Genomic DNA, 22,726 nt, shown 5'->3' on the forward strand with positions numbered 1-22,726 from the left:
GGTGATCATAGTGTTCACTCACTTTCTTAATAATTTAAAGAAATCCAAGGCGGTCATTCTAACCTATTCATAGTTTCAATTTATGTGTGTTGTCTTGAAGCGCTACAACCACATACGATCCCGGTTATGCTGATCGCGCAATCGTAGTTACCAAGCCTATTCGCGTTGATATATATCTCATTTCTAGCAGCTTGCGAATTTTTTACGAGATTATAAAATTCTAAAAATGGACAAATAAACTAGTATTTTATGGAAAAAATATCATATTATGCATTAAATGGTTCGATGAAGGAGGAGCAATGAATGAAAGTAGTCATATTAGCAGGCGGTTTTGGCACTAGAATTAGTGAAGAATCCATTAATAAGCCAAAGCCTATGATTGAAATTGGAGGTAAACCAATACTGTGGCATCTTATGAAAATATATTCGGAACAAGGGTTTAATGAATTTATCATTTGTCTCGGTTAATTCATGAACTTCAGAAAACAATTCGTTTCCTGCAAAGGAATGGAGTCAAGCACCTGTACGAGGAGCATTGGAGTACACCGCAAAATCCTGCACGATCCTCACTGGAAAACTAGCCGGATAAACGACAACCGCTTACTGTTACTTGACAGTAAGCGGTTATTTGTATAACCGTACGCATCGAAATCTCTCAGATAAATTTCCTCGATTAGCGTGACGAAAATAGAAGAGGATCGCCTTAACTAAGAAAGGTTGATATAAACCGGAATCCATAGCAAAACATACTCGATATATGTTACAAAATGATGCTACTCATATATAGGACTATGTATATATGCAGTTTTTTGAGAGGAGATCCGGGCGCATCACCATTCTCATTTCGAGTAATTGTTTACCGCAGAAACCTTGCTAGTTTTGCTTTATTTGAAATGAACAAAGACGATGTGCATAGGTATTGTYACATATAGTCATATGCATATTTTGTAATGGACAACCATCCATTGCCAAAAAGTACAGACAAACCCTTGGGATAACTCGTATGATGAAGCATCACAGGAGGTGTTGTAATTGAGTCTCTTAGTTGGCAAAAAGAAAAGTACGACGACAGTGAAAAAAAGTATGATAATAAAAAAAAGTAGGGCTAAGATCCACAAAGTAAGTGGATGCGGCTGTCACAAACGTAAGAAAAAAGGAAAAAAATGTTGTCGCAAAATTGTTGTCGTGATAGTCAAAAAAGGTCCAAAAGGAGATCGAGGTCCACGTGGCTTTAGAGGCTTCGATGGAGCTGTAGGTGCGATAGGAGCAACTGGTGCAACTGGAGCAACAGGAGCAACAGGAGAAATAGGAGCAACTGGTCCTAAAGGGGATACTGGAGCCACTGGACCTAAAGGGAAACGTGGGGAAGATGGTGATCGCGGAAAGAGAGGTCATACTGGCCCAACGGGTCCAACAGGTCCAACAGGTGATTGTGGTCATAAGGGTGATAAAGGTGATTGTGGTGATAAAGGTGAATGTGGACCACACGGGCCAATGGGTCCAATTGGTCCAATCGGAGCAACAGGAGTAGGAGAAAGGGGGCCAATGGGTCCATTGGGGCCAATGGGGCCAATGGGTCCAAGGGGTCCAATCGGACAAATGGGACCAATCGGACTAATGGGACCAATGGGACCAATCGGACCAACGGGAGAAACAGTTGCTATTAGCGCACAGGAGCAACCAGAGCAGCTAGAGCAGCTAGAGCAACCAGAGGAGCTAGAGCAACCAGAGCAGCTAGAGCAACCAGAACAACCAGAGGAGCTAGAGCAACCAGAACAACCAGAGGAGCTAGAGCAACCAGAGGAGCTAGAGCAACCAGAGGAGCCGGAGAAAAAAGAGTAGGTGTAATTATTTTCTTTTAGCGTTGGGGGACCCCTGAGATAGCAGATATAAAGATAGAGCTCAATGCTACTATAATTCGTTACCTATGTTTGATATTAGGAATGAATTATAGTAAGTTGAGCTTTTTTGAGTTGACGAAAATTTAGGAGATAATTAAAACCTTGAAATTCATTCAAAGTTTTTACTTTTTTTGTGCTTGTTAATAATAGTTCTTAAATTGGATAAATGGTGCAGATAGTAATTACTTACTCCAATTCAAATTCTTTCATCTTATTATAAAGAGTTCCGCGGGAGATCCCGAGAAGCTTGGCTGCTGCGCTTTTGTTGCCCGCTGTTTTGGCTAAAGCTTCTACAATCAAAGTGATTTCATCCACTTCGGTCACAGATTCTTTTAACGTATTAGGGTATGCATCTACGTCCGGCATGAAACTCGGTTGTTGCTCTTGGAGGGCAGGTGGCAAATGTTCTAACATTATCATCTCATCTTCATTTAAGATCATGCATCGCTCGATGACATTTTTCAATTCCTGAATGTTCCCAGGCCAATTGTATTGTGTCAGAGCTAAAATGACTTCAGGCGACAGAACGGGGGCTGGCTTCTGGTAGTGAATAGAAAATTGCTTCAGATACATATGAACCATGGCCGGGATATCTTCGTTCCGTTCACGCAGAGGCGGGATTCGGATGGAAACGACATTCAGGGCATAGTAAAGGTCGGTTCGAAATTCATGAGAAGCCACCTTGCTAGCTAGATCCTTTGTGGTCGCAATAATGATGCGAGTTCGTACATTGATCAGTTGATTGCCGCCGGTGCGGACAAGTGTTTGCTGAGTAATATATCGATAAAGCTTGGCTTGAAGCTCTAGAGACATTTTCTCAATATCGTTAATAAATAGTGTACCCTCTTTGGCTTGTTCTAATTTACCGGGTTGACCACTTTGACTTCCACTAAATGCCCCGCCTTGATACCCGAACAATTCCGTCTCCAAAATGCCTGTAGGTACAACACCGCAATGAACCGTTACAAAAGGCTGCACCCGGCGTGAGCTCGATTGATGAATAATTTGTGCAAGCTGCTCCTTTCCAACGCCAGATTCTCCGATGAGGAGGACGGGGGTATCGGTTGCGGCGACTTTTTTGGCCCATTGGATGACCTTGCCGATGGCTGGCCCCTTTCCTTTGATCAGTGCAAAAGGATCCGCTTGCGAAGCTTCATTCGGGAGCCCAACGGACTCGACAGTTGTCAATTGTTCGTTCAATCGCACCAGTTGGGTAATATCTTGCTCAGTCGCGATACCGCCGATGATGATGCCCGCGGCATCTTTAATCGGTGAAGCATTGATGAGAACGTGTGTGTCGGGTCTTGGACGATGATACGTGTTACGGATGAGACGGCCTTCATCTAACATTTTCAGAACCATCAAGGTTTCCACGTCAAAATGTTCACCAATGCGCTTGCCCACAATGTCTGCACGCGGCAGCCCATATAGCTCTTCCGCGACAGGGTTCCAGCAGATAACAGCACCTTCCCGGTCTACGACCGTTACGGCGTCTGTCACGGTATCCGCCAGGGCAGCAAAGTAGGCATACCATTTCTGTCCCTCTTTCGTCAGGTATGCGGCATAAGCTGCTTGGGTGATATAGCCAAGAATGGCTCCTTGTTCATTTTTACATAGAAAGGGGCGACTTCTTCCTCGTAAAAGCTCTTGCATGTGGTCATGGTCGTGGAGCTCCTCAATGGGACAAATAGGAGCATTAAAATAGTCAATGCCCACGAGATAAGTCAGATCAGTCGTAACTTCAAAAGCCTTCAACAACTGTGCATCCTCTGGTGTAAATAAGGCTACGGCAAGTTCTTGTTGGAGCATGACGGCTGTTCCCTTTTGAATATATGAGGTCAGCTCTGTAAGTGTTGTCTCTATAGGAAGTGTTTGAATGGATGTGTTCAATGGAAAGTGTTCAGGAATGAACATGTTTAACCTCATTTATCAGCCTTATTTGGTTTTAATTTACCATGAAAAGATAGGTGATTCAACACATGTTGGCTCCCTAATGAATAATGTACAGATATGAATGGATTTTCTGGGATTTTGTACAATGTAAATAAATACTTTGAACAAGTAGTGTTCAAAATCGAAATATAAGTGTATAATTCAATTATAAATTAAACACAAGTGTACAATTTCTTCTTGGAGGCAACCACAGATGGAACTCATGATGCGAAATATGTTTCAATCCCTAGGAAAAAGTCGCGCAGCCAATCGCTTAGCGAAAAAATATGGACTCCGTTTTGGCGCAGCACGTTTTGTGGCTGGTGAGACGATCCAACAATCAATTAACGCGGTGCGTGGTTTAAATCAAGATGGCCGCGTAGCTACATTGGATCATTTAGGCGAGTTTGTTTTTAGCAAAGAAGAAGCGTTAGAATCGGCTGCGATGTGTATCCAAACCCTCGATGCGATTGCGGAATCTGGAGTAAAGTCCAATCTTTCCTTGAAGATGACCTCGTTAGGCCTTGATATAAGCAAAGAGCTTTGCGTGAATAGCATGAAACGTATTTTAGATCGTGCTCGTCAGCATGGGAATTTTGTGCGAATCGATATGGAGGATTATGCCCACTGTCAAGTTTCCCTTGATATTTACCGTGAGCTTCGTCAAGAATACGACAATGTCGGCATTGTGATTCAGGCGTATCTGTTCCGTACTTTGAAGGATATGGATGATCTACATGAGCTCGGCGCGAATTTGCGATTGGTGAAGGGCGCTTATAAGGAGTCTCCAGAGGTTGCTTTTCCAGAGAAAAGTGCAGTCGATGAGAATTACAAAGTCATTATTCAAAAGCATCTATTGAACGGACATTATACAGCAGTCGCTAGCCATGATGAGGCCATCATTAACTTTACTAAACAATTCGTTAGTGAGAATAAGATCTCAAAGGATCAATTTGAGTTCCAAATGCTTTACGGAATCTGTGAAGATCTGCAAAAGCAGCTAGTGAAAGAGGGTTACCGAGTCCGTATTTATGTGCCGTATGGCGTGGATTGGTTCGGTTATTTCATGAGAAGGTTAGCAGAGCGTCCAGCGAATGTCTGGTTTGTTCTTAAAAATATGTTCAAATAATTCTTGATAAATCATATAAAAAAGCTTTCTATTCGGAGAGGAGCAATTATACATGACTACACAAACAACGAAGGTAATTCCATACACGAATGAACCGTTTACGAATTTTGCACAAGAAGAGAATGTAAAGGCGATGCAAGCGGCAATCGCAAAGGTTAAAGGTGAGTTTGGTCAGGAATACCCGCTATATATTGGTTCTGAGAAGGTTATGACAGAAGCAAAGATTACATCCATTAATCCAGGGAATGTGGATGAAATCATCGGGTACGTGAGTAAAGCGGATCAAGGTTTGGCTGAAAAAGCAATGAATGTCGCGCTTGAAACTTTCGAGACTTGGAAAAAGGTTCCCGCTAGAGAGCGTGCGGAGTACTTGTTCAAAGCAGCAGCACTTATGCGTGCTCGGAAGCATGAATTCTCGGCACTGATGATCCTTGAGTCCGGCAAAAACTACGTAGAAGCTGACGTTGATACGGCAGAAGCGATTGATTTCATCGAGTTCTATGCGCGTGAGATGATCCGTTTAAGTCAAATTAATGAGACACAGCCATTGGTACGAATCCCTGGTGAGAATAACCAAATCTCCTATATCCCGCTTGGTGTGGGCGTTGTTATTCCACCTTGGAATTTCCCGCTAGCGATTTGTGTTGGGATGACGGTTTCTGCTGTTGTTTCTGGGAATACTGTATTATTGAAGCCGGCTTCCACGACACCTGTGATCGCGCACAAATTTGTTGCTTTGATGGAGGAAATAGGTCTGCCTGCTGGCGTTATTAACTTCATCCCAGGCAGTGGCGCTGAGGTAGGCGACTACTTGACGACGCATCCGAAAACGCGTTTTATCTCCTTCACAGGCTCCAAAGAGATCGGCTTACGTATCAACAGACTTGCTGCTGACGTAGCGCCAGGTCAAATTTGGATCAAGCGTGTGATTGCTGAAATGGGTGGTAAAGACGGTATCGTCGTTGACGAAACCGCTGATCTTGACGCGGCTGCAGCTGCAATTGTGGCATCGGCTTTCGGCTTCCAAGGTCAGAAATGCTCCGCGGGCTCCCGCGCCATTATCGTAGAATCTGTCTACGACGAAGTGGTGGAGAAGGTCGTTGCTTACACGAACAAACTACAAAGCGGTTTGCCAGAGTTGAACTTCGCGGCAGGACCGGTGATTGATCAAGCATCATACAACAAAATTTTGGAATATATCGAAATCGGTAAAGGTGAAGGTACGTTGCTGGCAGGTGGCGGTAAAGCAGAAGGTAATGGCTACTACATTCAGCCAACTGTGTTTGGTGATGTAAGCGGCAAAGCACGCTTGATGCAGGAGGAGATCTTTGGACCTGTGCTTGCGCTTGCGAAAGCGAAGGATTGGCAAGAAGCGATTGCAATGTACAACGACACCGAGTTCGGGTTGACGGGTTCCTATTTCTCCACAGACGAAGATCGTATAGCGGAAGCATTGGAAACTGTTCATTGCGGCAACTTGTACATCAACCGTAAATGTACGGGCGCACTTGTTGGCGTGCATCCATTCGGCGGCTTCAATATGTCGGGTACCGACTCCAAAGCAGGCGGCTATGATTACTTGATGCTGCTGACGCAAGCGAAGATGACTTCACGTAAGGTTTAGGCACAACAGTTCCATATATAAATGATTGCCCCACTTCGTCCGAGGTGGGGTTTTTGGTTTTAATTGCTGAAGCACGCTACTACTGCTAGTTCATGCAACGACACCCTGCCTCCCCACCAATCTGAGCTAAACGTTCCGTATCTCGATTGAGCCTCCTCAACTTTTCTTGCTAGTTTTACAAGTTAAGCTGATAGCTGCGCAATCTCACATTGCCGCTAGCTACTTTTAAAAGCCGCTGTTCAGTCAATTGGTGCAAGAGTGTTCTCGTGTGCTTTGTGCTGATTTTTAGATGCGATGACAATTCGGCGGCGGTTATGGGAAACGGCGATCTCCGAGCATAGCGAATGATCTCACTTTCTAACTATGATAGTGTCGAGGGGACGTCGGTCGAAATGAATTTGYCAACAAGTGAAAGGATGAGTTGTTGGCACTGTTTCGGCGATTCAATAATGGAAGGATATGCAATGGGGAGTACTGTTGACCTCGCATCTCTGGCATATATGCGAGATCCAATTAGCGATACTTATTTGCATAATCACGCACCTCCCATTCTGGGTACAAATCATTGAAGTTTCCTATGGCTGGATACCAGATTGACCGAAGTAATTCGGTCTCACCATGTCCCAGTCCTCGTTCTAACCGCTCTCTCCTTCGTTTATTGGTTTCCCCCTCAATTTGTTGTGCCATAAACGTATCGAATGCTTGTTCGAATTTCATCTTTCCTATCCTCCTTCTGCGGGTTCAAAAACAAAACGCCGCTCTACCACGATTTCGAAAAGGAGGAACTCCTTTGAAATCATGATGAAAGCGGCGTGTTCTTCACGACCAGCTATGATTAATTTTGATTAGCATATCATTATGAATCCGGATCGTGAAGCATGAGAAATTCCTTCATTACTTCAGTATCAATCCTCTTCCGTATGAAATTGGTAATCCGAAAGCAACACAAGCCCATCTTCCGCTACATGAACACCCTCAGACTCCAACAAAAACCGTTGCAGCTGCGCACCCTCATCATCCCCAATCGCGATTTCTCCGCGGACGTTGAGGACTCTGTGCCAGGGAAGACGGTGCTTTTTGCTCATCGCATGCAGAATCCGCACGACTTGCCGGGCTGCCCTTGAGCTTCCAGCTTGCCGCGCAACTTGTCCATATGTCATTACTTTTCCTTCGGGTATGGATCGAATGACTTGGAGAACCTTCTCCGTAAAAGGTGTCATTTTACTGGAAGGAACTTGATGCATACAGGCTGAGACATCTCAAGAACACTGCCTGTTGGGACAAGCTTCCCAGTTGCTTCGTCGCGCGCAAAGCTAACAATGTTATCGGAGTCTTTATTCGCTACAATGACGAATCGTCCGTCAGGCGAAATCCCGAAATTTCGTGGATGTTTGCCTAAGGTTGGTGCGTGTTCAATCAGTGTCAGTTTTCCATTATGTTCATCAATGGCATACACAACGATACTATCGTGTCCGCGGTTGGAACCATAAAGGTAACGTCCGTCTGGTGAGACGTGGATGTCTGCGCATCCATTATTTTCGCCATCGTAGGAGGCAGGCAGTGTTGGAATGGTTTGGATTTCTGTCAGTTTACCTAGTTCCTCATTATAGCTGAAGGCTGTAACCGTAGAACCAAGTTCGTTAATCACATATCCGTATTGGTAAGACGGGTGGAAGGCAAAATGACGAGGCCCCGAACCAGGTGTAACAGATACTTCCTCATGAGGAACAAGGCGATTAGCAGCAAGATCGAGTTTGTATAAAATAATTTTATCAAGACCTAAATCACAGGCTCCTATGTAGCGATTCGCACGATCCACAAAAACGGAATGTGCACGAGGCCGATCCTGTACGGGAAGAAGACTCGAGCCTAGATGCTGCTGGATGTCTGCAGAAGTACCAATCTGACCATCGGCTAAAATAGGAGATAAGCCAACCATGCCACCGTGGTAGCTAGTCACCATCACGACTTGATTCGTGTTGTCTAGCTGGATATGGCATGTAGTGGCGGGCAATGTGTTTTCCTGATTAAGCAGCGTTAATTCACCTGTCACGGGCTCGATCGTGTAAGCAAATGCTGCTCCGCATTTCTGACCCTCCGTACCGATACCTTCTCCTAATGCATATAATCTGGAATTTACTGTATCAACAGCTAGGAAGGTTGGATTTTGCAATCCAGATACGTTATGTGTAAGTGATAAGCTTCCCGTTTCTGCATCATATTGAGCCGTATACACTCCCGGATTCTTCGCATCGGCGTAAGATCCAATAAAGGCTAAAGTTTGTTTCTTCTGTTGCTGCTTGTCCACGGATGTCACTCCCATTCATCTATTTTCACTATGAGCATTATCTCAAATCCGAATCATATGGGCAACTGTTTGGTGTATGGCGAGGGAGTGACGTCTGAACTTCCATACTTGTTGTGGATTGGTGTGTACTCGCATCGGGCTCTTTATTTCCTATTTTTCCGCCCAAAAATCTGAAAACTGTCCCAAACGTGTTACAAAGTGTAAAAGTCGAGAATAGACTACTGTAATACAAGGCCTTACGGACAGGAGGCATGTTATGAGTGACAGAACTCTATATCTCTTTGATGGCATCAATAAGACCTCTGTGAAACTGATTGTCGAGCAAATTATTAAAATTAATCAATATGATGATGACAAAGATAAGAAGGAAAAGGATTATAAACGCGTACCAATCGACCTGATCATTAATAGTAATGGCGGCAGCGTTTACGATGGCTTCGGTCTTATCAATGTGATGGAGAACAGCAAAACGCCCGTACACACATATGTATATGGACTAGCGGCAAGTATGAGTCTGTTGATCGCGGTCAGCGGGCACAAAAGGTACGCAGGAAGGCTGAGCACCTTCATGTATCACTCCGTTTCCACGCATATTGATGGACATTTGGAGCACTTGAAAAATCGCGTGGATGAAACGCAGAGGCTGCAAAACATCTATGATGAATGCATTTTGTCCAAAACGAGTCTGCAAGCCGAAGAGCTGGCTCGTGTGAAGGAGCATCAACGGAACTGGTATATGAGTCCGGAAGAGGCGTTAACCTATGGCATCATCGACAGCATCGTATAGCAAGATGGGAGAGAAGCCCAAGGGATTCTCTTTTTTCTTTGTTTTTTCTCGGTATTTGGTGTTTAATTGAGAGAAAGAGACATGGTGTAGCACCGCGTGCTGCTTCCGAATGAAAAGGAGACCCCTACTGTGTACAAAATTGTTTTTTTTGATATTGATGGCACGTTAGTTAATGAGGAGAAGCAGGTGCCAGCAAGCACCGTTAAGGCCATTCACGATTTGAAAAAGAGCGGGATCGAGCCTGTTATTGCAACGGGACGAGCTCCTTATTTCATTAAGCCACTGGCTGAGTTGCTTGGCATTGATTCTTATGTATGCTTAAATGGTGGATACGCAGTTTACAAAGGCGAGCCTCTTTACCACCGCGTAATCGCGAGGAGCGCGATCGAAGCTTTAGTAGAGCTGGCTGCGGCGCACCAGCATTCGCTCGTATTTGAAGGTGAGCATGCGTTTGCGACGGATGCGGAAGATCATCCTTTTGTACATAGCTCCGTATCCTCATTGAAAGTTGATTTACCCAATTATGACCCGCATTTCTGGAAATCGAATGATATTTATCAAGTTTTTCTTCACTGTGAAGCGAAGGATGAACATCTGTATGAAGGGCTGCTTTCAGAGTTTAAGCTCATTCGTTGGCACGAACATGCGATGGATGTGTTACCTGCCGGCGGTTCCAAGGCACAAGGTATCGCCGCGATGCTGGAGTTGCTAGGCTTGAAGCCAGAAGATTCCGTTGCTTTCGGAGACGGTTTGAATGACATGGAGATGTTATCTTTTGTAGGCTTCGGGATCGCGATGGGCAATTCGCACAAAGATTTATTGCCTTATGCCGATCATGTTACAACACATGTAGATGAAGAGGGCGTACGCAACGGACTTATCACGGCAGGACTTCTGTAAGAGAGAACGATTATAAACAGGGTGAATAGGATGAAAATTGCTTTTTTTGATTCAGGTCTAGGTGGAATTACGGTTTTGAACGAAGCCATGAAGAGAATGCCTCATGAGGATTTTATTTATTTTGCAGATACAGCGCATGTGCCCTATGGGACCAAATCGAAGGATGAGGTTCTGACCTTCGTCAAGCAATCGGTGGATGCCATTATCCAAGAAGAGATTAAGGCGCTTGTGATCGCCTGTAATACAGCCACAAGTATCGCGATCGCCGAGTTAAGGAAAATCTACAAGCTGCCCATCATTGGGATGGAGCCTGCGGTAAAGCCAGCCCTTGAGATGAATCGTTCATCAGGCAAACGAGTGCTTGTATTCGCTACACCGCTTACGCTGAAGCAGGCTAAATACCGGGAGCTAGTATCCCGGATTGATGATATGGGGATGGTAGATTCGCTTCCTTTGCCGGAGCTTGTGGAATTTTGTGAAAATCTCATCGTGGATGGCCCGCAGATGATCGACTATTTTATGACGAAATTGGCCCCTTTTGATCTGAGTGCCTATGGAACCGTAGTACTGGGCTGCACACATTACCCATTCTATAGTGGGATGTTAAGCGAACTGCTGCCTAGTCACATTCAAATTGTGGATGGAAGCAGAGGGACTGTGAATCGCTTAATGCAAGTTTTGCAGGACAGCGACCAGCTGCTCGAAACGGGGAGTGCGCATGTGAAATGGATGTGCTCCAGTACGGATTCCGCCTACATACAGAAGATGGAAAAGGCGCTAGCCTTCCTCCAAGCCGCGAAATGAATAAAAGCAGTCAATAACTAGAACTTCTAGTTACTGACTGCTTTTTGTGTTTTCTTAAATACGAATCTCGAGCAACTCATAACTAATGATGCCCATCGGCGCGTTCACACTGATCACATCGCCAACCGTCTTATTCATGAGGGAAATACCAAGCGGGCTTTCATACGAAATCTTATTTTCGTTGACATTTGCTTCTTGAGAACCAACGATTTTGTACTCGATTTTTTCGRCAAATTCCACATCATTCAATACAACGGTGGAACCAACTTGTACTTTGGATGTGCCGGTATTCTTCACGACCTTGGCCTTTTTGAGCATCCGTTCAATCGTTAGCACGCGTGTTTCCATAAAAGACTGGTCGTTCTTCGCTGAATGGTATTCGCTGTTTTCCTTTAGATCGCCGTAGGAAATCGCCAATTTGATACGGGCTGCTAATTCCTTACGCTTCACTGTTTTCAAATCTTCAAGTTCTAGCTCTAAACTGCGTAAACCCTCAGGGGTCAAAATGATTTCATCATTAGACAAACGTCAAGCACCTCGTTTCATTCGATATTAGCTATACTACTAAAGTACTCGAGACAAGTAAAGCAATCGGACTGAGGAATTATTTGTGGCGGCCTATTACCTATGAAATAGTGGATGGGATATTATTCTGTTTAAACTATGTTTTGTAACAAGAATACAAGAAATTATTTTAATTCTACGTATAAATAAATTGAAAGCTATTTAATTTATTTAGGTGGGATGAACATGATTTTAAGAGGACTTGTTGATATTAATATCTCGTCAGAATTAAATGCAACTACGATTTTGATTAATGAATGCGGGGGCGGCCCCGCAGCTAGTCTGTTTAGAATTCCAGATGGTTCTATCGTTATTCTCCAGCGGGGTAACATCAAGAAGCGGATGCGTGTTGTTAAAGGAGATGCATCGGAATGCGATTTCCATATCGCTGCATTAAATACGAATACAGCCCGACTCTTCAAAGTCAAAGAGGAACAGCGCTATTTGCTTGTATTCAATGAAAATACGAACATAATGAGAATGTTCAGAGCACCTGTGACCCGTGGCACGGCTCAATTTCTTCTCGATCGGAATAGACTCCACGAAAACACCATTACTTTGGGTGGACCATTTATGGATGCTTTTGGGATTAAAAGTACTATAAAAACGATAACCGTCCGACGTGGAGGCGTATGCCAAACATTTAGAATCTTGAAAAGTGGTGTAGAGACTCCGGACATTTTCTTTCAATTAACAGCGAATAATGCTGCAAAATTTAAACTCAACAATGGGAAAAAATATCGCTTGGCATATAATCAAATAACAAACAGACTTGTCATTGGCATGCAAGTGACATAATGGTTAAAAAGGATGCACGGATTGATCAAATGATCCGTGCATCCTTTTTTTTTTGTAAGCCACACCCCGTTAATAAGGCAAATACGGTAACACGTAGTGCCAGAACGGAATTGCCAGACAGGCTACTAATAGAAACCAGCGAAAAACGGTTTCACTCGCTGAGCCCGTGTCGATCGCCAACCATTTGGGCAGTAGTCGTATTTTGAATGGAATAGGCCAGAACAACTGGACGCCCCGATCATTCAGAAGGTCGATGAAGGCGTGTGAAGCATAGGATAGGAGGAATACCCAGAAATATAAAGGGTTCAGAGGTAAGCTGATCACAGCGAGCAATGCCATAAAAAGCAGAGAGTGCGTCAATGTTCGATGTTTGATTTTCAAAATATGAAGCAGCGCAGATAAAGGGAATAACACCTTGGCCATGGTGGAGCCAGGCTTATCGACGTCGGCTAATGTACCCGCCAAGCAGCCGAGTAAAAGAGAGCCTGCGGCATCCCAAGTGAAGAAGCTGATGTCGCTTTGAATGAGAACGAGCTCGGCAGCAATCATTCCAGCAACACTATGTGTTTTTTGCAGCATAATTAACGCCTTCCATTCTATGAGTTCGATATAACTTTATACTATTCGATTTGGACATGGAAATTAAGGGTATCGGAAAATAAAATAGAAAATGTCGTATTTGACCCATGAGAATGTCTTGATCCACCTTAATATTAACGGGTTTGATCCTCTACAATAGAACGTAAAGGTGCAGAAAAGCTAAATGCACATCACACACAACGCGTTCCGTGTATCTAGGAGGAGAAGTCCATTGAGTACCATTCGAATTTCAGCTTTGCATTGTGAATACAGAGTCAATCCAGTTGGATTGGATACCCCGCAGCCACGCTTTACTTGGCAGCTCGAAGCTGACACCAACGCTATCCAGCAAGCTGCCTATCGCATTCAGGTGAGTATGCAATCTAGTGATTTCGAACCAACGAATTTGGTATGGGACACGGCTCGAATCACTTCGGATCAATCCGTGCTTATTACGTACGAAGGACCAGAGCTTCTTCCGCGGACCCGCTATTTCTATCGTGTTAAAGTATGGAGTCAGTCCGGCCTTGAATCGCCGTGGAGTGAAATCGCTTTCTGGGAAATGGGACAGCTTCGGTCATCGGATTGGCAAGCGGAATGGATTACACCAGATCCAACAAGATTAGATCCAGATGCAGAAGAAGCCTACTATCTTCGAAAAACATTCACCGTAAGCGGGCAGATCCGTAAGGCGACGATCTATGCAACAAGTCACGGTGTCTACGAGCTAGAACTCAATGGTGCGCGGGTCGGCGATTGGGAGCTTACACCAGGCTGGACAAGTTACAAGCATCGCTTGCAGGTTCAGTCCTACGATGTTACGAATAAGCTGACGTCAGGGAATCAGCATACTATCGGTGCGGTGCTGGCAAATGGTTGGTTTAAAGGAAACTTAGGGTGGGATAATCAGCGGAATATTTACGGAAGCGTTAGAGCGCTTCTTATGCAAATGCATATCGTCTACGAGGACGGCTCTGAGGAAGTCGTGAGCAGTGATTCCTCCTGGCGAGCTTCACTCGGGCCTGTCCGAATGTCAGAGCTTTATCATGGCGAAATCTACGATGCTGGATTAGCGCATTCGGGTTGGAGTCTGCCGAATTATGAGGACTCATCATGGGTTCCTGTAGTTGAACTGAACTATGGCACAGAAATGCTCATCATGCAGGAGAATGATCCTTCTCGCGTGACGGAGCAGCTGAAGCCTGTTGCTGTCATTGAAACCCCGTTAGGCGAAACAGTGCTTGATTTTGGGCAGAACATGGTTGGAAAAGTGCATCTGCGTGTAAGCCTGCCTGCGGGTACACGCATTGATCTGCTGCATGCTGAAGTGCTGGACGCACAAGGTAATTTCTACATTGGGAACCTGCGGTCGGCGAAGCAAACAGTTACTTATGTGTGTAATGGGCAAGGGGAAGAGTCTTATGCGCCGCATTTCTCCTTCCAAGGGTTCCGTTATGTCAAAGTTGTCGGTTGGCCGCAGGAAATAGCCCTCGATACCTCGTGCTTCACGGGCCTGGTTATCCATACAGATATGGCGGCGAAAGGGACGTTTGAATGTTCTCATCCACTCTTGAACCAACTTCAGCGTAATATCGTTTGGGGACAGCGGGGCAATTTCCTTGATGTGCCGACGGACTGTCCGCAGCGTGATGAGAGGCTCGGTTGGACGGGGGATGCGCAGGTGTTTATTCGAACAGCCGCTTTTAACTATGATGTGGCCCTCTTTTTCAGCAAATGGCTGCGAGATCTGAAAGCGGACCAATGCGAGGATGGCGGTGTCCCTTTCGTTATCCCGCACGTTCTAAGAGAGCATGAACATTCCTCTGCTGCGTGGGGAGATGCAGCTGTCATCTGTCCTTGGACTTTGTATCAAGTTTATGGGGATAAGCGGGTTCTGGAAGAGCAGTATGAGAGTATGAAAGGATGGATTACCTACATCCGACAACAAGGAGAGAATGAATACTTGTGGCAGACCGGCTTTCATTTCGGCGATTGGCTGGGACTGGATGCCAAAGAGGGCAGCTATGTCGGGGCCACGCCCAAAGATTTAATTGCGACTTGCTTCTATGCCTATTCGACTTCATTATTTGTCAAAACAGCTGAAGTGCTAGGACGCGAAGCGGATGTCGCGGAGTTCTCAGCCCTCTATGAGCGTATTGTGGAAGCTTTTACAACGGAGTTTGTGACGCCAAGCGGCAGGTTGGCTGGAGACACACAGACAGCACATGTGCTTCCGCTGATGTTCGGACTTGTAACAGGAAGCACACGAGTGCGCTTGGCAGCAACCCTGGCTGCGTATGTAATAGAGCAGAATTACCATTTGACGACAGGCTTTGTCGGCACACCTTATCTATGCCATGTGTTGTCTGAGAATGGCTATCATGATGTGGCTGTTAAGCTTGTTCAGCAAGAAGACTATCCATCCTGGCTGTACTCGATCCATCAAGGGGCTACAACGATTTGGGAGCACTGGGATGGCATCAAACCGGATGGTACGTTCTGGAGTGATAAAATGAATTCTTACAATCATTATGCCTACGGTTCGATTGGCGATTGGCTATATCGGAAAGTGGCAGGTTTGGATTCAGATGATCTGCAGCCAGGGTACAAACGCGTGGTCTTCCGACCGCGGCCAGATTCTGGACTCGCTTATGCCAAAGCATCCCTTAGTACGAATTATGGGTTGGTTCGCAGTGAGTGGACAATCGAAGAGARTGGTGCGGTAAGCTATACGTTCCAGCTCCCGCCGAATACGACTGGAGAAGCATTCTTATGCAGGACGACGATTTCGGAAATGACTTGCAATGGTCATAAGATAGAAGCCGTATCGGGTATTAATACCCTTCGGGAAGCAGAAGGCGATGTATCCTTCGAACTTGGCTCAGGAATCTATCAAATTCGCGTACATGCTTGAGACTAAACTCCTTAACTTTGTCATTCTAGGTTTATCGAGTATAATAGACCTAACGAAGGTTCCTAGAGGGAGAGTTACAAGATGGCTGTCATCAACGCAATGGAAACCGTGGTTACTCATTTGTTCGAAGAGTTTCGGAGAAATTATGAATTGAAGTGTGATTGTTTAACGTGCCAGGATGATATATTGGCAATAGCGCTGAACCGACTTCCGCCACGTTATACCTCCAGTGAGAAGGGGCATCTATTTGTAAAAGGTGAATTTACGAATCAACAGTTGCGTTCGGACGTAATGCGAGAACTGATGGAAGCATCGAGCATTGTTGAGCATCATCAGCATCATCGTGAATAAATGACATGTGAAACCAGCGGCTTCTTTTGAAGCCGCTGGTTTTCCTTTTGGGACCTTTATTAACCTGAATGCAAATAAAATTACATAATATAGAAAAAAAACACGTAAGGGATGCAAAAAAAAATGCGCTGTTTTCTTGCTCATTTCGAGATAAGATGGTAGTAGAAATTTCCAAATAAATGAAAATCAGGAGGGGTTCGTGTGAAAACAGAGCAGTTTAATGGCATTTTTGATTCGGTCTTAACGGATGTTGTACAGCAATCTTATGGCAGTATGTGCTTGCCCTCCGATGAACAAATCCAACAATCCATGAAAAAAATGATGTCGATGCTTGAAGAAAACCCGAAATGGTTGTTGCACAATGAATGATCGCGATGATTTAAAAGCCATATCCAATGACACACTTGTTGATGCATATATAAATGCAAGCCGGATGAAGCTGAGTAAGGAATTTCTCATATTTCTACTGCTAGAAATTCAAGCAAGACAGATTAGTTTATTCCGAGAAAACAGCCTAGAAAGTACAAGATAATGTTCACCGCGTGCGGTGAGTTTAAAAAAGATATGACTCCTTTACAATGTGACGGACAGGAAACTCCTGGCGTTGCACGGTAGGGGATTTTTTGTTTTCAAGAAAAGGGAGCAAGTCGAGAAAGCGATGACCGTAGGGTCAGCAATTAACCATATATCAATTCCCCTTATAAGTCTCATAAGATGATTCTAATTGACCTATTGTGTGCACAATGATATGTTTCAATGGAGAGTAAAAAATAGTGCGAAAAATAGCAAAGCTTATCAATACATGCTGATGAGGTGGATTTTGTTGGAACTTCAAGTCTTAAACAGTCCTTTTAACCAAGAGCAAGTTGAATTGCTCAACCGTGTCCTACCAACGTTAACAGATATGCAACGAATTTGGTTGAGTGGCTATCTAACAGCTCAGCAAGGTTCGACAACTTCTGCGGCAGCGCCTGGTGCTTCCGTACCAACGGCGCTAGCGAGTCAACCTGTCATTTCCAAAGAAGTTACGGTCCTTTTTGGATCACAAACAGGTAATTCCCATGGATTAGCTAAAAAGCTAGCTAAAAAACTAGAAGAGCAGTCGTTCCAAGTAACRCTCTCCTCGATGAGTGACTTCAAACCGAACAATCTGAAAAAGGTACAAAACCTACTCATGATTGTCAGTACACATGGTGAAGGCGATCCGCCTGATAATGCGATCTCATTCTACGAATTCCTTCATAGCAAAAGAGCGCCTCAATTAGAAGAACTTCGTTATGCTGTTCTTTCCTTGGGCGATACGTCTTATGAATTCTTCTGTCAAACTGGTAAGGATTTTGATAAGCGTTTGCAAGAGCTTGGCGCGAAGTCACTCGTCGATCGTGTAGATTGTGATGTTGATTTCGATGAGCCTGCTGCGGCGTGGGTGTCTGGTGTTCTGAACACTTTGAATGCTGCATCCGCTAGCGTCTCCGTTGGTGGCGCTGCACCCGTGAGTGGGAGTGCTGCTTCCGCTGAGTCGGAATACTCCAGAACGAACCCGTTCCAAGCAGAAGTACTTGAGAACTTGAACTTGAATGGTCGCGGCTCCGATCGTGAAACGCGCCATGTGGAAATCTCCTTAGAGGGTTCCAATCTGCAATATGAACCAGGCGATAGCTTGGGTGTATTCCCAGAAAATCATCCGCGTCTTGTCAATGAAGTGATTCAAGCGATGGATTGGAATGCAAGCACGCCTGTTGCTGTTAACAAAAATGGCGAAGAACGTCCATTGCAAGAAGCACTTCTTCGTTATTACGAAATCACGGTATTGACGAAACCATTGCTGGAGCAAGTGGCAAAGCTTACTTCAAACGATAAACTTCAAGCGCTTGTTGCTGCTGGCAATGAAGCTGAGTTGAAATCATACATCGCTGGTCGCGATCTGCTTGATTTGGTGYAAGACTTCTCCCTACAAGGTGTGTCTGCTAGCCAGTTCGTAGCCGTTCTTCGTAAATTGCCTGCGCGTTTGTACTCGATTGCTAGTTCGTCCAAAGCTTCACCTGATGAAGTGCATATCACGGTGCGTTCAGTACGCTACGAAGCCAATGGACGTAACCGTTATGGCGTTTGCTCCGTTCACCTTGCTGAGCGTGCACAATCGGGCGCAGCGTTGCCAGTGTACATTCAAAGCAACCCGAACTTCAAGCTGCCTGAGAATCCAGAAACGCCAATCATCATGATTGGACCTGGTACTGGCGTAGCGCCATTCCGTTCATTCCTTGCTGAAAGAGAAGAGACGGGCGCTGAAGGGAAAACGTGGTTATTCTATGGGGATCAGCACTTTGCTACAGACTTCTTATACCAAGTTGAATGGCAGCGTTGGTTGAAAGATGGCGTGCTTACGAAATTGGATGTAGCGTTCTCCCGTGATACGGATCAGAAGGTATACGTTCAGAATCGCATGCTAGAGAAAAGCCGTGAGCTGTATCAATGGCTGCAAGAAGGCGCTGTTCTGTATATCTGTGGCGACGAGAAGAGAATGGCTCATGATGTAAATGCCGCTCTAATCACGATTCTTGAGCAAGAGGGCGGATTAAGCAACGACGAAGCCGTGYAATATGTGGCTAATATGCAACAGCAAAAACGTTATCAACGGGATGTTTATTAAAATAGGATCCCCGCGATCACGAGAGGAGAAAGCTCAAGATGTCAGAAAATAATTTACTATCGAAGAATAGTGCTCCACATAGCGATGTAGAACAAATTAAAATCCGCAGTAACTACTTACGCGGAAGTCTAGAAGAAACGCTTGAGAATCGCATCACAGGTTCCATCCCCGAGGATGATAACCGTTTGATGAAATTCCACGGCAGCTACATGCAAGATGACCGTGACCTTCGTAACGAGCGTGCGAAACAGAAGCTAGAGCCTGCCTACCAGTTCATGCTGCGCGTACGTGCTGCTGGCGGTATTGTAACCTCTGACCAATGGTTGATGATGGATCGCGTTGCACAGAAGTATGCGAACGGGACGATTCGTCTTACGACGCGTCAATCCTTTCAATTGCACGGTGTCATCAAATGGAACATGAAGAAAACGATTCAAGAAGTGAACGCCTCCATGCTCAGCACGCTTGCTGCATGTGGTGACGTGAATCGTAACGTGATGTGTAACCCGAACCCGTACCAATCCGAGGTTCATGGTGAAGTGTATGAGTGGGCGAATCGCATCTCTAACCACTTGGATCCGCGTACGAGAGCCTACCATGAAATTTGGCTCGACGGCGAGAAAATGATCGATAGCCGTGACACGGAAGAACAAGAGCCGATCTACGGACACGTGTATTTGCCGCGGAAGTTCAAAATCGGTATCGCGGTTCCACCATCCAATGATGTAGACGTCTACTCGCAGGATCTAGGCTTCATCGCGGTTATTGAAGAAGGTCGCTTGGTTGGCTTTAACGTATCCGTCGGCGGCGGTATGGGGATGTCGCACGGCGATGTCAAAACGTATCCGCAAGTAGCTCAAGTGATCGGCTTCATTAAGCCAGAGCAAGCCGTTGATCTAGCTGAGAAAACGGTTATGATCCAACGTGATTACGGTGACCGTTCTGTACGTAAACATGCGCGTTTCAAATACACGATCGATGATCGCGGGATTGAGTGGTTCGTGAACGAACTGCAAACGCGACTTGGTTGGAACCTTGAGTCAGCTCGTTCGTTCCATTTCGAATCCAACGGAGATCGTTATGGTTGGGTGAAGGGAAGCAACGGGAAATGGCATTTCACGATGTTCATTCAGAACGGCCGCGTCATGGACGATGGAGACTACCGTTTGATGACAGGTCTTCGCGAAATTGCTAAGATCCATACTGGTGATTTCCGACTCACGTCGAATCAGAACTTGATCATCGGTAACGTGACTACTCAGAAAAAGAAGAAAATCGAAGAGTTGATCAAAGAGCACGGCATTACGGATGGTCTTCACTACTCCGCGCTTCGCAGAAACTCGATGGCGTGTGTAGCGTTCCCGACTTGCGGACTCGCTATGGCGGAATCGGAACGTTACCTGCCTTCGCTGATCACGAAGGTCGAGGCAATTCTTGAAGGTGTTGGTCTTCGTGAGGAAGAAATTACAATCCGGATGACGGGTTGCCCGAATGGTTGTGCACGACCTATGCTAGCTGAGCTTGCTTTTATCGGTAAAGCTGCTGGGAAGTACAACATGTACCTAGGCGGCGGATTCGCAGGAAACCGCTTGAATAAGCTGTACAAAGAAAACATTGGTGAATCCGAAATCTTGGATTCCCTGCAAACGATCATTCCTCACTATGCGAAAGATCGTGATGGTGACGAACACTTCGGTGACTTCGTTATCCGCGCTGGCTATGTGAAAGAAGTGCGTTCAGGTCAAGATTTCCACGCTTAACAAGAGAAGAGCAATTCAAGTAGATGTCTACTTGGATTGCTCTTTTTTCATGGTTGCCATCCTGTGATGCTTCCTCGGGCCAACCGCGCCCCTGCTYCCTGTAAATGTGGTATGGCTCACTACTGCGCTCCCTTGCTTACCCAGAACGTCACATTATCACCCTGCATGCCATCCGTCCCAGCTTTTGGATCCTGTTTGGTAACGGTGCCTTTAGGCTGCTTGCTGGTTTCAATGACAAAATTATAGTGGAGCCCAGCTTCCAAAGCCATTTTCTCAGCAACCTGCTGCGTTTCACCGACTAGGTTAGGGACGACGGTTTTCTCGGAGGCTTCATTCGTGCTCGCTAGCTTGGCAGTGGAGCTAGCACTGGGGCTAACAGTCGGAATTGGTGTGCTCGTAGGTGTCGGCGAGATAATGACGAAGGTTTCGACGACTTTGGGTTCGGGCCATAGCTGCCATACAGATATGATCCCAATGACTAGCGCGGAAACGGAGCTAAGAGCAATCAATTTTGCCGAACGTGATGAACGGCTAATGCTCTCATTGTCAACACGCGAGCGATGTAAGTCAGGTTGTACATCAAGCTGCGGTTCTACATCTCGTGTTACGATCGGCGCAGCTATCTTCACACTTTTGGTATTAGGAACGGAAGGTGGTAAGCTCCGCAACCCAAATACGAGCGAAGAGAGCGAGGATTGCCCATGGCAAATAAATTTGATGAGGCGAATAAGGGCTAATTTTTGTTCCATAGTAGCACTTGGGATCGAAGCTCGCTCCAGACTCGTGTGCATAACGTCGTACGTATCAGAAATCGTTTCGCTCCCCGTAAGTAACTGAATCATTAAGCGGCAAAGACCAATGGCACCTTGCTCCTGGGGTTCATCTTCCTCCCAGTAGTTAATGACAGAAAGTTTATTCTGATTGGTTAACCATAAATTATCAGGACGTACAGAAAAGCCTGTAATCTTTTCCTCCATCGCATCAAGCAAGGAAACACCCAAATCACTCATCATCGTTACGACGGTCTGGAACGTCCATTGGCGCTTGTTGATGTGATTAACGAAAAGCGAACCTGGCCTCGCTTGCAAAATAATGGTGACGGCATCCTCAGCGATAGACGTATCCAGCATGTGATGAAATCCGTCGTGAATAAACGCGGCTTTATCCTGAAGAGAACTTATGTAGTCAACACCTAGTTGGTTGTGACGAAGCGCTTTACGATACAGTAGTACTTTGCGAGTCAGAAATACATCATCACCATAATGGAGAGTTCCATGAGGGAAAGAGACGATTTGTGTACTTGGCACGTATCGTGTACCTATTCGATCGGGCATGGATTAACCATCCTCTCTGGCGTTAGGGGTGCTTTTACACTTTATTATAAATGATTCGAAAGAAGATAGGAATTTAAGAGTATGGTGCCTAAGTTCCTGCACCCTTATAGACTTTACTGTACAACTTTTTCCTGCATTTTGGAATCATCCTGGGAAAATTGATGGATGGATTCTATCAGGATTTCTCTATGCTTCAATTGACCTAAATGATATGATAGAAAGATCAGATAATTTTACAAAAAACACCAAAACAAGGGGGGAACGTGTTGAAAAAGGTCGTAATTTTGGGTGGCGGTGTTGCTGGCTTGAGCGCTGCTCATGAACTTGTTGAAAGAGGCTACGAGGTTTCCGTGTACGAGTTTAAGAGTATACCAGGCGGCAAGGCCAGAAG

Annotated in this window: 21 protein-coding genes and 1 pseudogene; 15 read left to right on the plus strand and 7 right to left on the minus strand. The window is 45.3% G+C overall.

Annotated features, from left to right (window positions below):
* Positions 1-303: 303 nt before the first annotated feature.
* Together AC1DVJ_RS25450 and AC1DVJ_RS25455 are read left to right on the plus strand one after the other, a co-directional pair.
* A pseudogene (locus tag AC1DVJ_RS25450) lies at positions 304-465 on the plus strand (sugar phosphate nucleotidyltransferase); the annotation flags it as partial.
* Between the two features lie 720 nt (positions 466-1,185).
* Positions 1,186-1,842, plus strand: a complete 657-nt coding sequence (locus tag AC1DVJ_RS25455) for a hypothetical protein (RefSeq protein WP_477594647.1) — start codon at positions 1,186-1,188, stop codon at positions 1,840-1,842.
* Positions 1,843-2,087: 245 nt separating this feature from the next.
* Here AC1DVJ_RS25455 and AC1DVJ_RS25460 read toward each other — a convergent pair whose 3' ends face one another.
* A complete protein-coding gene (locus AC1DVJ_RS25460) occupies positions 2,088-3,815 on the minus strand; it encodes a sigma-54 interaction domain-containing protein (protein WP_477594649.1) in 1,728 nt (575 codons plus the stop codon).
* 232 nt (positions 3,816-4,047) lie between these two features.
* On the opposite strand from AC1DVJ_RS25460, the gene AC1DVJ_RS25465 reads away from it, so the two are divergent.
* Positions 4,048-4,962, plus strand: a complete 915-nt coding sequence (locus tag AC1DVJ_RS25465; RefSeq protein ID WP_477594651.1) for a proline dehydrogenase family protein — start codon at positions 4,048-4,050, stop codon at positions 4,960-4,962.
* 52 nt (positions 4,963-5,014) lie between these two features.
* Complete coding sequence (pruA, locus tag AC1DVJ_RS25470; RefSeq protein WP_477594654.1) at positions 5,015-6,586, plus strand: L-glutamate gamma-semialdehyde dehydrogenase; 1,572 nt, start codon at positions 5,015-5,017, stop codon at positions 6,584-6,586.
* Between the two features lie 513 nt (positions 6,587-7,099).
* Here the strand turns inward: pruA and AC1DVJ_RS25475 are convergent.
* From AC1DVJ_RS25475 to AC1DVJ_RS25485, 3 genes are all read right to left on the minus strand, one after another.
* Complete coding sequence (locus AC1DVJ_RS25475; protein WP_477594656.1) at positions 7,100-7,303, minus strand: hypothetical protein; 204 nt, start codon at positions 7,301-7,303, stop codon at positions 7,100-7,102.
* A 188-nt stretch (positions 7,304-7,491) separates the two neighbouring features.
* Positions 7,492-7,806, minus strand: a complete 315-nt coding sequence (locus AC1DVJ_RS25480) for an MGMT family protein (RefSeq protein WP_477594658.1) — start codon at positions 7,804-7,806, stop codon at positions 7,492-7,494.
* The gene (locus tag AC1DVJ_RS25485) at positions 7,803-8,894 is read right to left on the minus strand and encodes a lactonase family protein (RefSeq protein WP_477594660.1); all 1,092 of its coding nucleotides are present in this window, start codon (positions 8,892-8,894) and stop codon (positions 7,803-7,805) included. The genes AC1DVJ_RS25480 and AC1DVJ_RS25485 overlap by 4 nt, the downstream gene beginning before the upstream one ends.
* A 256-nt stretch (positions 8,895-9,150) precedes the next feature.
* Between AC1DVJ_RS25485 and AC1DVJ_RS25490 the strand changes: the two genes are divergently transcribed.
* The 3 genes from AC1DVJ_RS25490 (at position 9,151) to murI (ending at position 11,385) form a co-directional block, all read left to right on the plus strand.
* Complete coding sequence (locus AC1DVJ_RS25490) at positions 9,151-9,681, plus strand: ATP-dependent Clp protease proteolytic subunit (protein ID WP_477594662.1); 531 nt, start codon at positions 9,151-9,153, stop codon at positions 9,679-9,681.
* Positions 9,682-9,810: 129 nt separating this feature from the next.
* Entirely contained in the window at positions 9,811-10,581 is a 771-nt protein-coding gene (locus AC1DVJ_RS25495; RefSeq protein ID WP_477594665.1) for a Cof-type HAD-IIB family hydrolase, read from the plus strand.
* Between the two features lie 30 nt (positions 10,582-10,611).
* A complete protein-coding gene (gene murI / locus AC1DVJ_RS25500) occupies positions 10,612-11,385 on the plus strand; it encodes a glutamate racemase (protein WP_477594667.1) in 774 nt (257 codons plus the stop codon).
* Between the two features lie 54 nt (positions 11,386-11,439).
* Here the strand turns inward: murI and greA are convergent, their stop codons facing one another.
* Positions 11,440-11,910, minus strand: coding sequence for a transcription elongation factor GreA (gene greA / locus AC1DVJ_RS25505; protein WP_477594669.1), 471 nt, complete (start codon positions 11,908-11,910; stop codon positions 11,440-11,442).
* A 225-nt stretch (positions 11,911-12,135) separates the two neighbouring features.
* Here greA and AC1DVJ_RS25510 point away from each other — a divergent pair, with 225 nt between their 5' ends.
* On the plus strand, positions 12,136-12,747 hold the full coding sequence (locus tag AC1DVJ_RS25510; RefSeq protein ID WP_477594671.1) for a hypothetical protein: 612 nt from the start codon (positions 12,136-12,138) through the stop codon (positions 12,745-12,747).
* 69 nt (positions 12,748-12,816) lie between these two features.
* Here AC1DVJ_RS25510 and AC1DVJ_RS25515 read toward each other — a convergent pair whose 3' ends face one another.
* Complete coding sequence (locus tag AC1DVJ_RS25515; protein WP_477594673.1) at positions 12,817-13,326, minus strand: metal-dependent hydrolase; 510 nt, start codon at positions 13,324-13,326, stop codon at positions 12,817-12,819.
* A gap of 232 nt (positions 13,327-13,558) precedes the next feature.
* On the opposite strand from AC1DVJ_RS25515, the gene AC1DVJ_RS25520 reads away from it, so the two are divergent.
* The 6 genes from AC1DVJ_RS25520 (at position 13,559) to cysI (ending at position 21,001) form a co-directional block, all read left to right on the plus strand.
* Positions 13,559-16,240 (plus strand): alpha-L-rhamnosidase, encoded by a 2,682-nt coding sequence (locus AC1DVJ_RS25520; protein WP_477594675.1) that lies wholly within the window; start codon positions 13,559-13,561, stop codon positions 16,238-16,240.
* Positions 16,241-16,321: 81 nt separating this feature from the next.
* Entirely contained in the window at positions 16,322-16,591 is a 270-nt protein-coding gene (locus AC1DVJ_RS25525) for a late competence development ComFB family protein (RefSeq protein WP_477594677.1), read from the plus strand.
* 201 nt (positions 16,592-16,792) lie between these two features.
* Complete coding sequence (locus AC1DVJ_RS25530) at positions 16,793-16,960, plus strand: hypothetical protein (RefSeq protein ID WP_477594679.1); 168 nt, start codon at positions 16,793-16,795, stop codon at positions 16,958-16,960.
* Positions 16,953-17,123: a sporulation histidine kinase inhibitor Sda gene (sda, locus tag AC1DVJ_RS25535; RefSeq protein WP_477594681.1), complete on the plus strand. Its 171-nt coding sequence runs from the start codon at positions 16,953-16,955 to the stop codon at positions 17,121-17,123. Before AC1DVJ_RS25530 ends, sda begins: the two co-directional genes overlap by 8 nt.
* A gap of 291 nt (positions 17,124-17,414) precedes the next feature.
* Complete coding sequence (locus AC1DVJ_RS25540; protein ID WP_477594683.1) at positions 17,415-19,241, plus strand: assimilatory sulfite reductase (NADPH) flavoprotein subunit; 1,827 nt, start codon at positions 17,415-17,417, stop codon at positions 19,239-19,241.
* Positions 19,242-19,279: 38 nt separating this feature from the next.
* A complete protein-coding gene (gene cysI, locus AC1DVJ_RS25545; protein ID WP_477594685.1) occupies positions 19,280-21,001 on the plus strand; it encodes an assimilatory sulfite reductase (NADPH) hemoprotein subunit in 1,722 nt (573 codons plus the stop codon).
* Between the two features lie 119 nt (positions 21,002-21,120).
* Here the strand turns inward: cysI and AC1DVJ_RS25550 are convergent, their stop codons facing one another.
* Complete coding sequence (locus AC1DVJ_RS25550) at positions 21,121-22,335, minus strand: PASTA domain-containing protein (protein WP_477594687.1); 1,215 nt, start codon at positions 22,333-22,335, stop codon at positions 21,121-21,123.
* A gap of 263 nt (positions 22,336-22,598) precedes the next feature.
* On the opposite strand from AC1DVJ_RS25550, the gene AC1DVJ_RS25555 reads away from it, so the two are divergent.
* Positions 22,599-22,726 (plus strand): FAD-dependent oxidoreductase (locus tag AC1DVJ_RS25555; protein WP_477594689.1); only part of this gene is annotated, 128 nt, incomplete at its 3' end.

This window comes from Paenibacillus sp. P4_A9, assembly GCF_056402415.1.

Excerpts from the sequence above, each read along its gene's own strand:
- AC1DVJ_RS25460 (WP_477594649.1), bottom strand. The coding sequence starts at position 3,815 with ATGTTCATTCCTGAACACTTTCCATTGAACACATCCATTCAAACACTT.
- AC1DVJ_RS25465 (WP_477594651.1), top strand. The coding sequence starts at position 4,048 with ATGGAACTCATGATGCGAAATATGTTTCAATCCCTAGGAAAAAGTCGC.
- pruA (WP_477594654.1), top strand. The coding sequence starts at position 5,015 with ATGACTACACAAACAACGAAGGTAATTCCATACACGAATGAACCGTTT.
- AC1DVJ_RS25475 (WP_477594656.1), bottom strand. The coding sequence starts at position 7,303 with ATGAAATTCGAACAAGCATTCGATACGTTTATGGCACAACAAATTGAG.
- AC1DVJ_RS25480 (WP_477594658.1), bottom strand. The coding sequence starts at position 7,806 with ATGACACCTTTTACGGAGAAGGTTCTCCAAGTCATTCGATCCATACCC.
- AC1DVJ_RS25490 (WP_477594662.1), top strand. The coding sequence starts at position 9,151 with ATGAGTGACAGAACTCTATATCTCTTTGATGGCATCAATAAGACCTCT.
- murI (WP_477594667.1), top strand. The coding sequence starts at position 10,612 with ATGAAAATTGCTTTTTTTGATTCAGGTCTAGGTGGAATTACGGTTTTG.
- AC1DVJ_RS25510 (WP_477594671.1), top strand. The coding sequence starts at position 12,136 with ATGATTTTAAGAGGACTTGTTGATATTAATATCTCGTCAGAATTAAAT.
- AC1DVJ_RS25515 (WP_477594673.1), bottom strand. The coding sequence starts at position 13,326 with ATGCTGCAAAAAACACATAGTGTTGCTGGAATGATTGCTGCCGAGCTC.
- AC1DVJ_RS25525 (WP_477594677.1), top strand. The coding sequence starts at position 16,322 with ATGGCTGTCATCAACGCAATGGAAACCGTGGTTACTCATTTGTTCGAA.
- sda (WP_477594681.1), top strand. The coding sequence starts at position 16,953 with ATGAATGATCGCGATGATTTAAAAGCCATATCCAATGACACACTTGTT.
- cysI (WP_477594685.1), top strand. The coding sequence starts at position 19,280 with ATGTCAGAAAATAATTTACTATCGAAGAATAGTGCTCCACATAGCGAT.
- AC1DVJ_RS25550 (WP_477594687.1), bottom strand. The coding sequence starts at position 22,335 with ATGCCCGATCGAATAGGTACACGATACGTGCCAAGTACACAAATCGTC.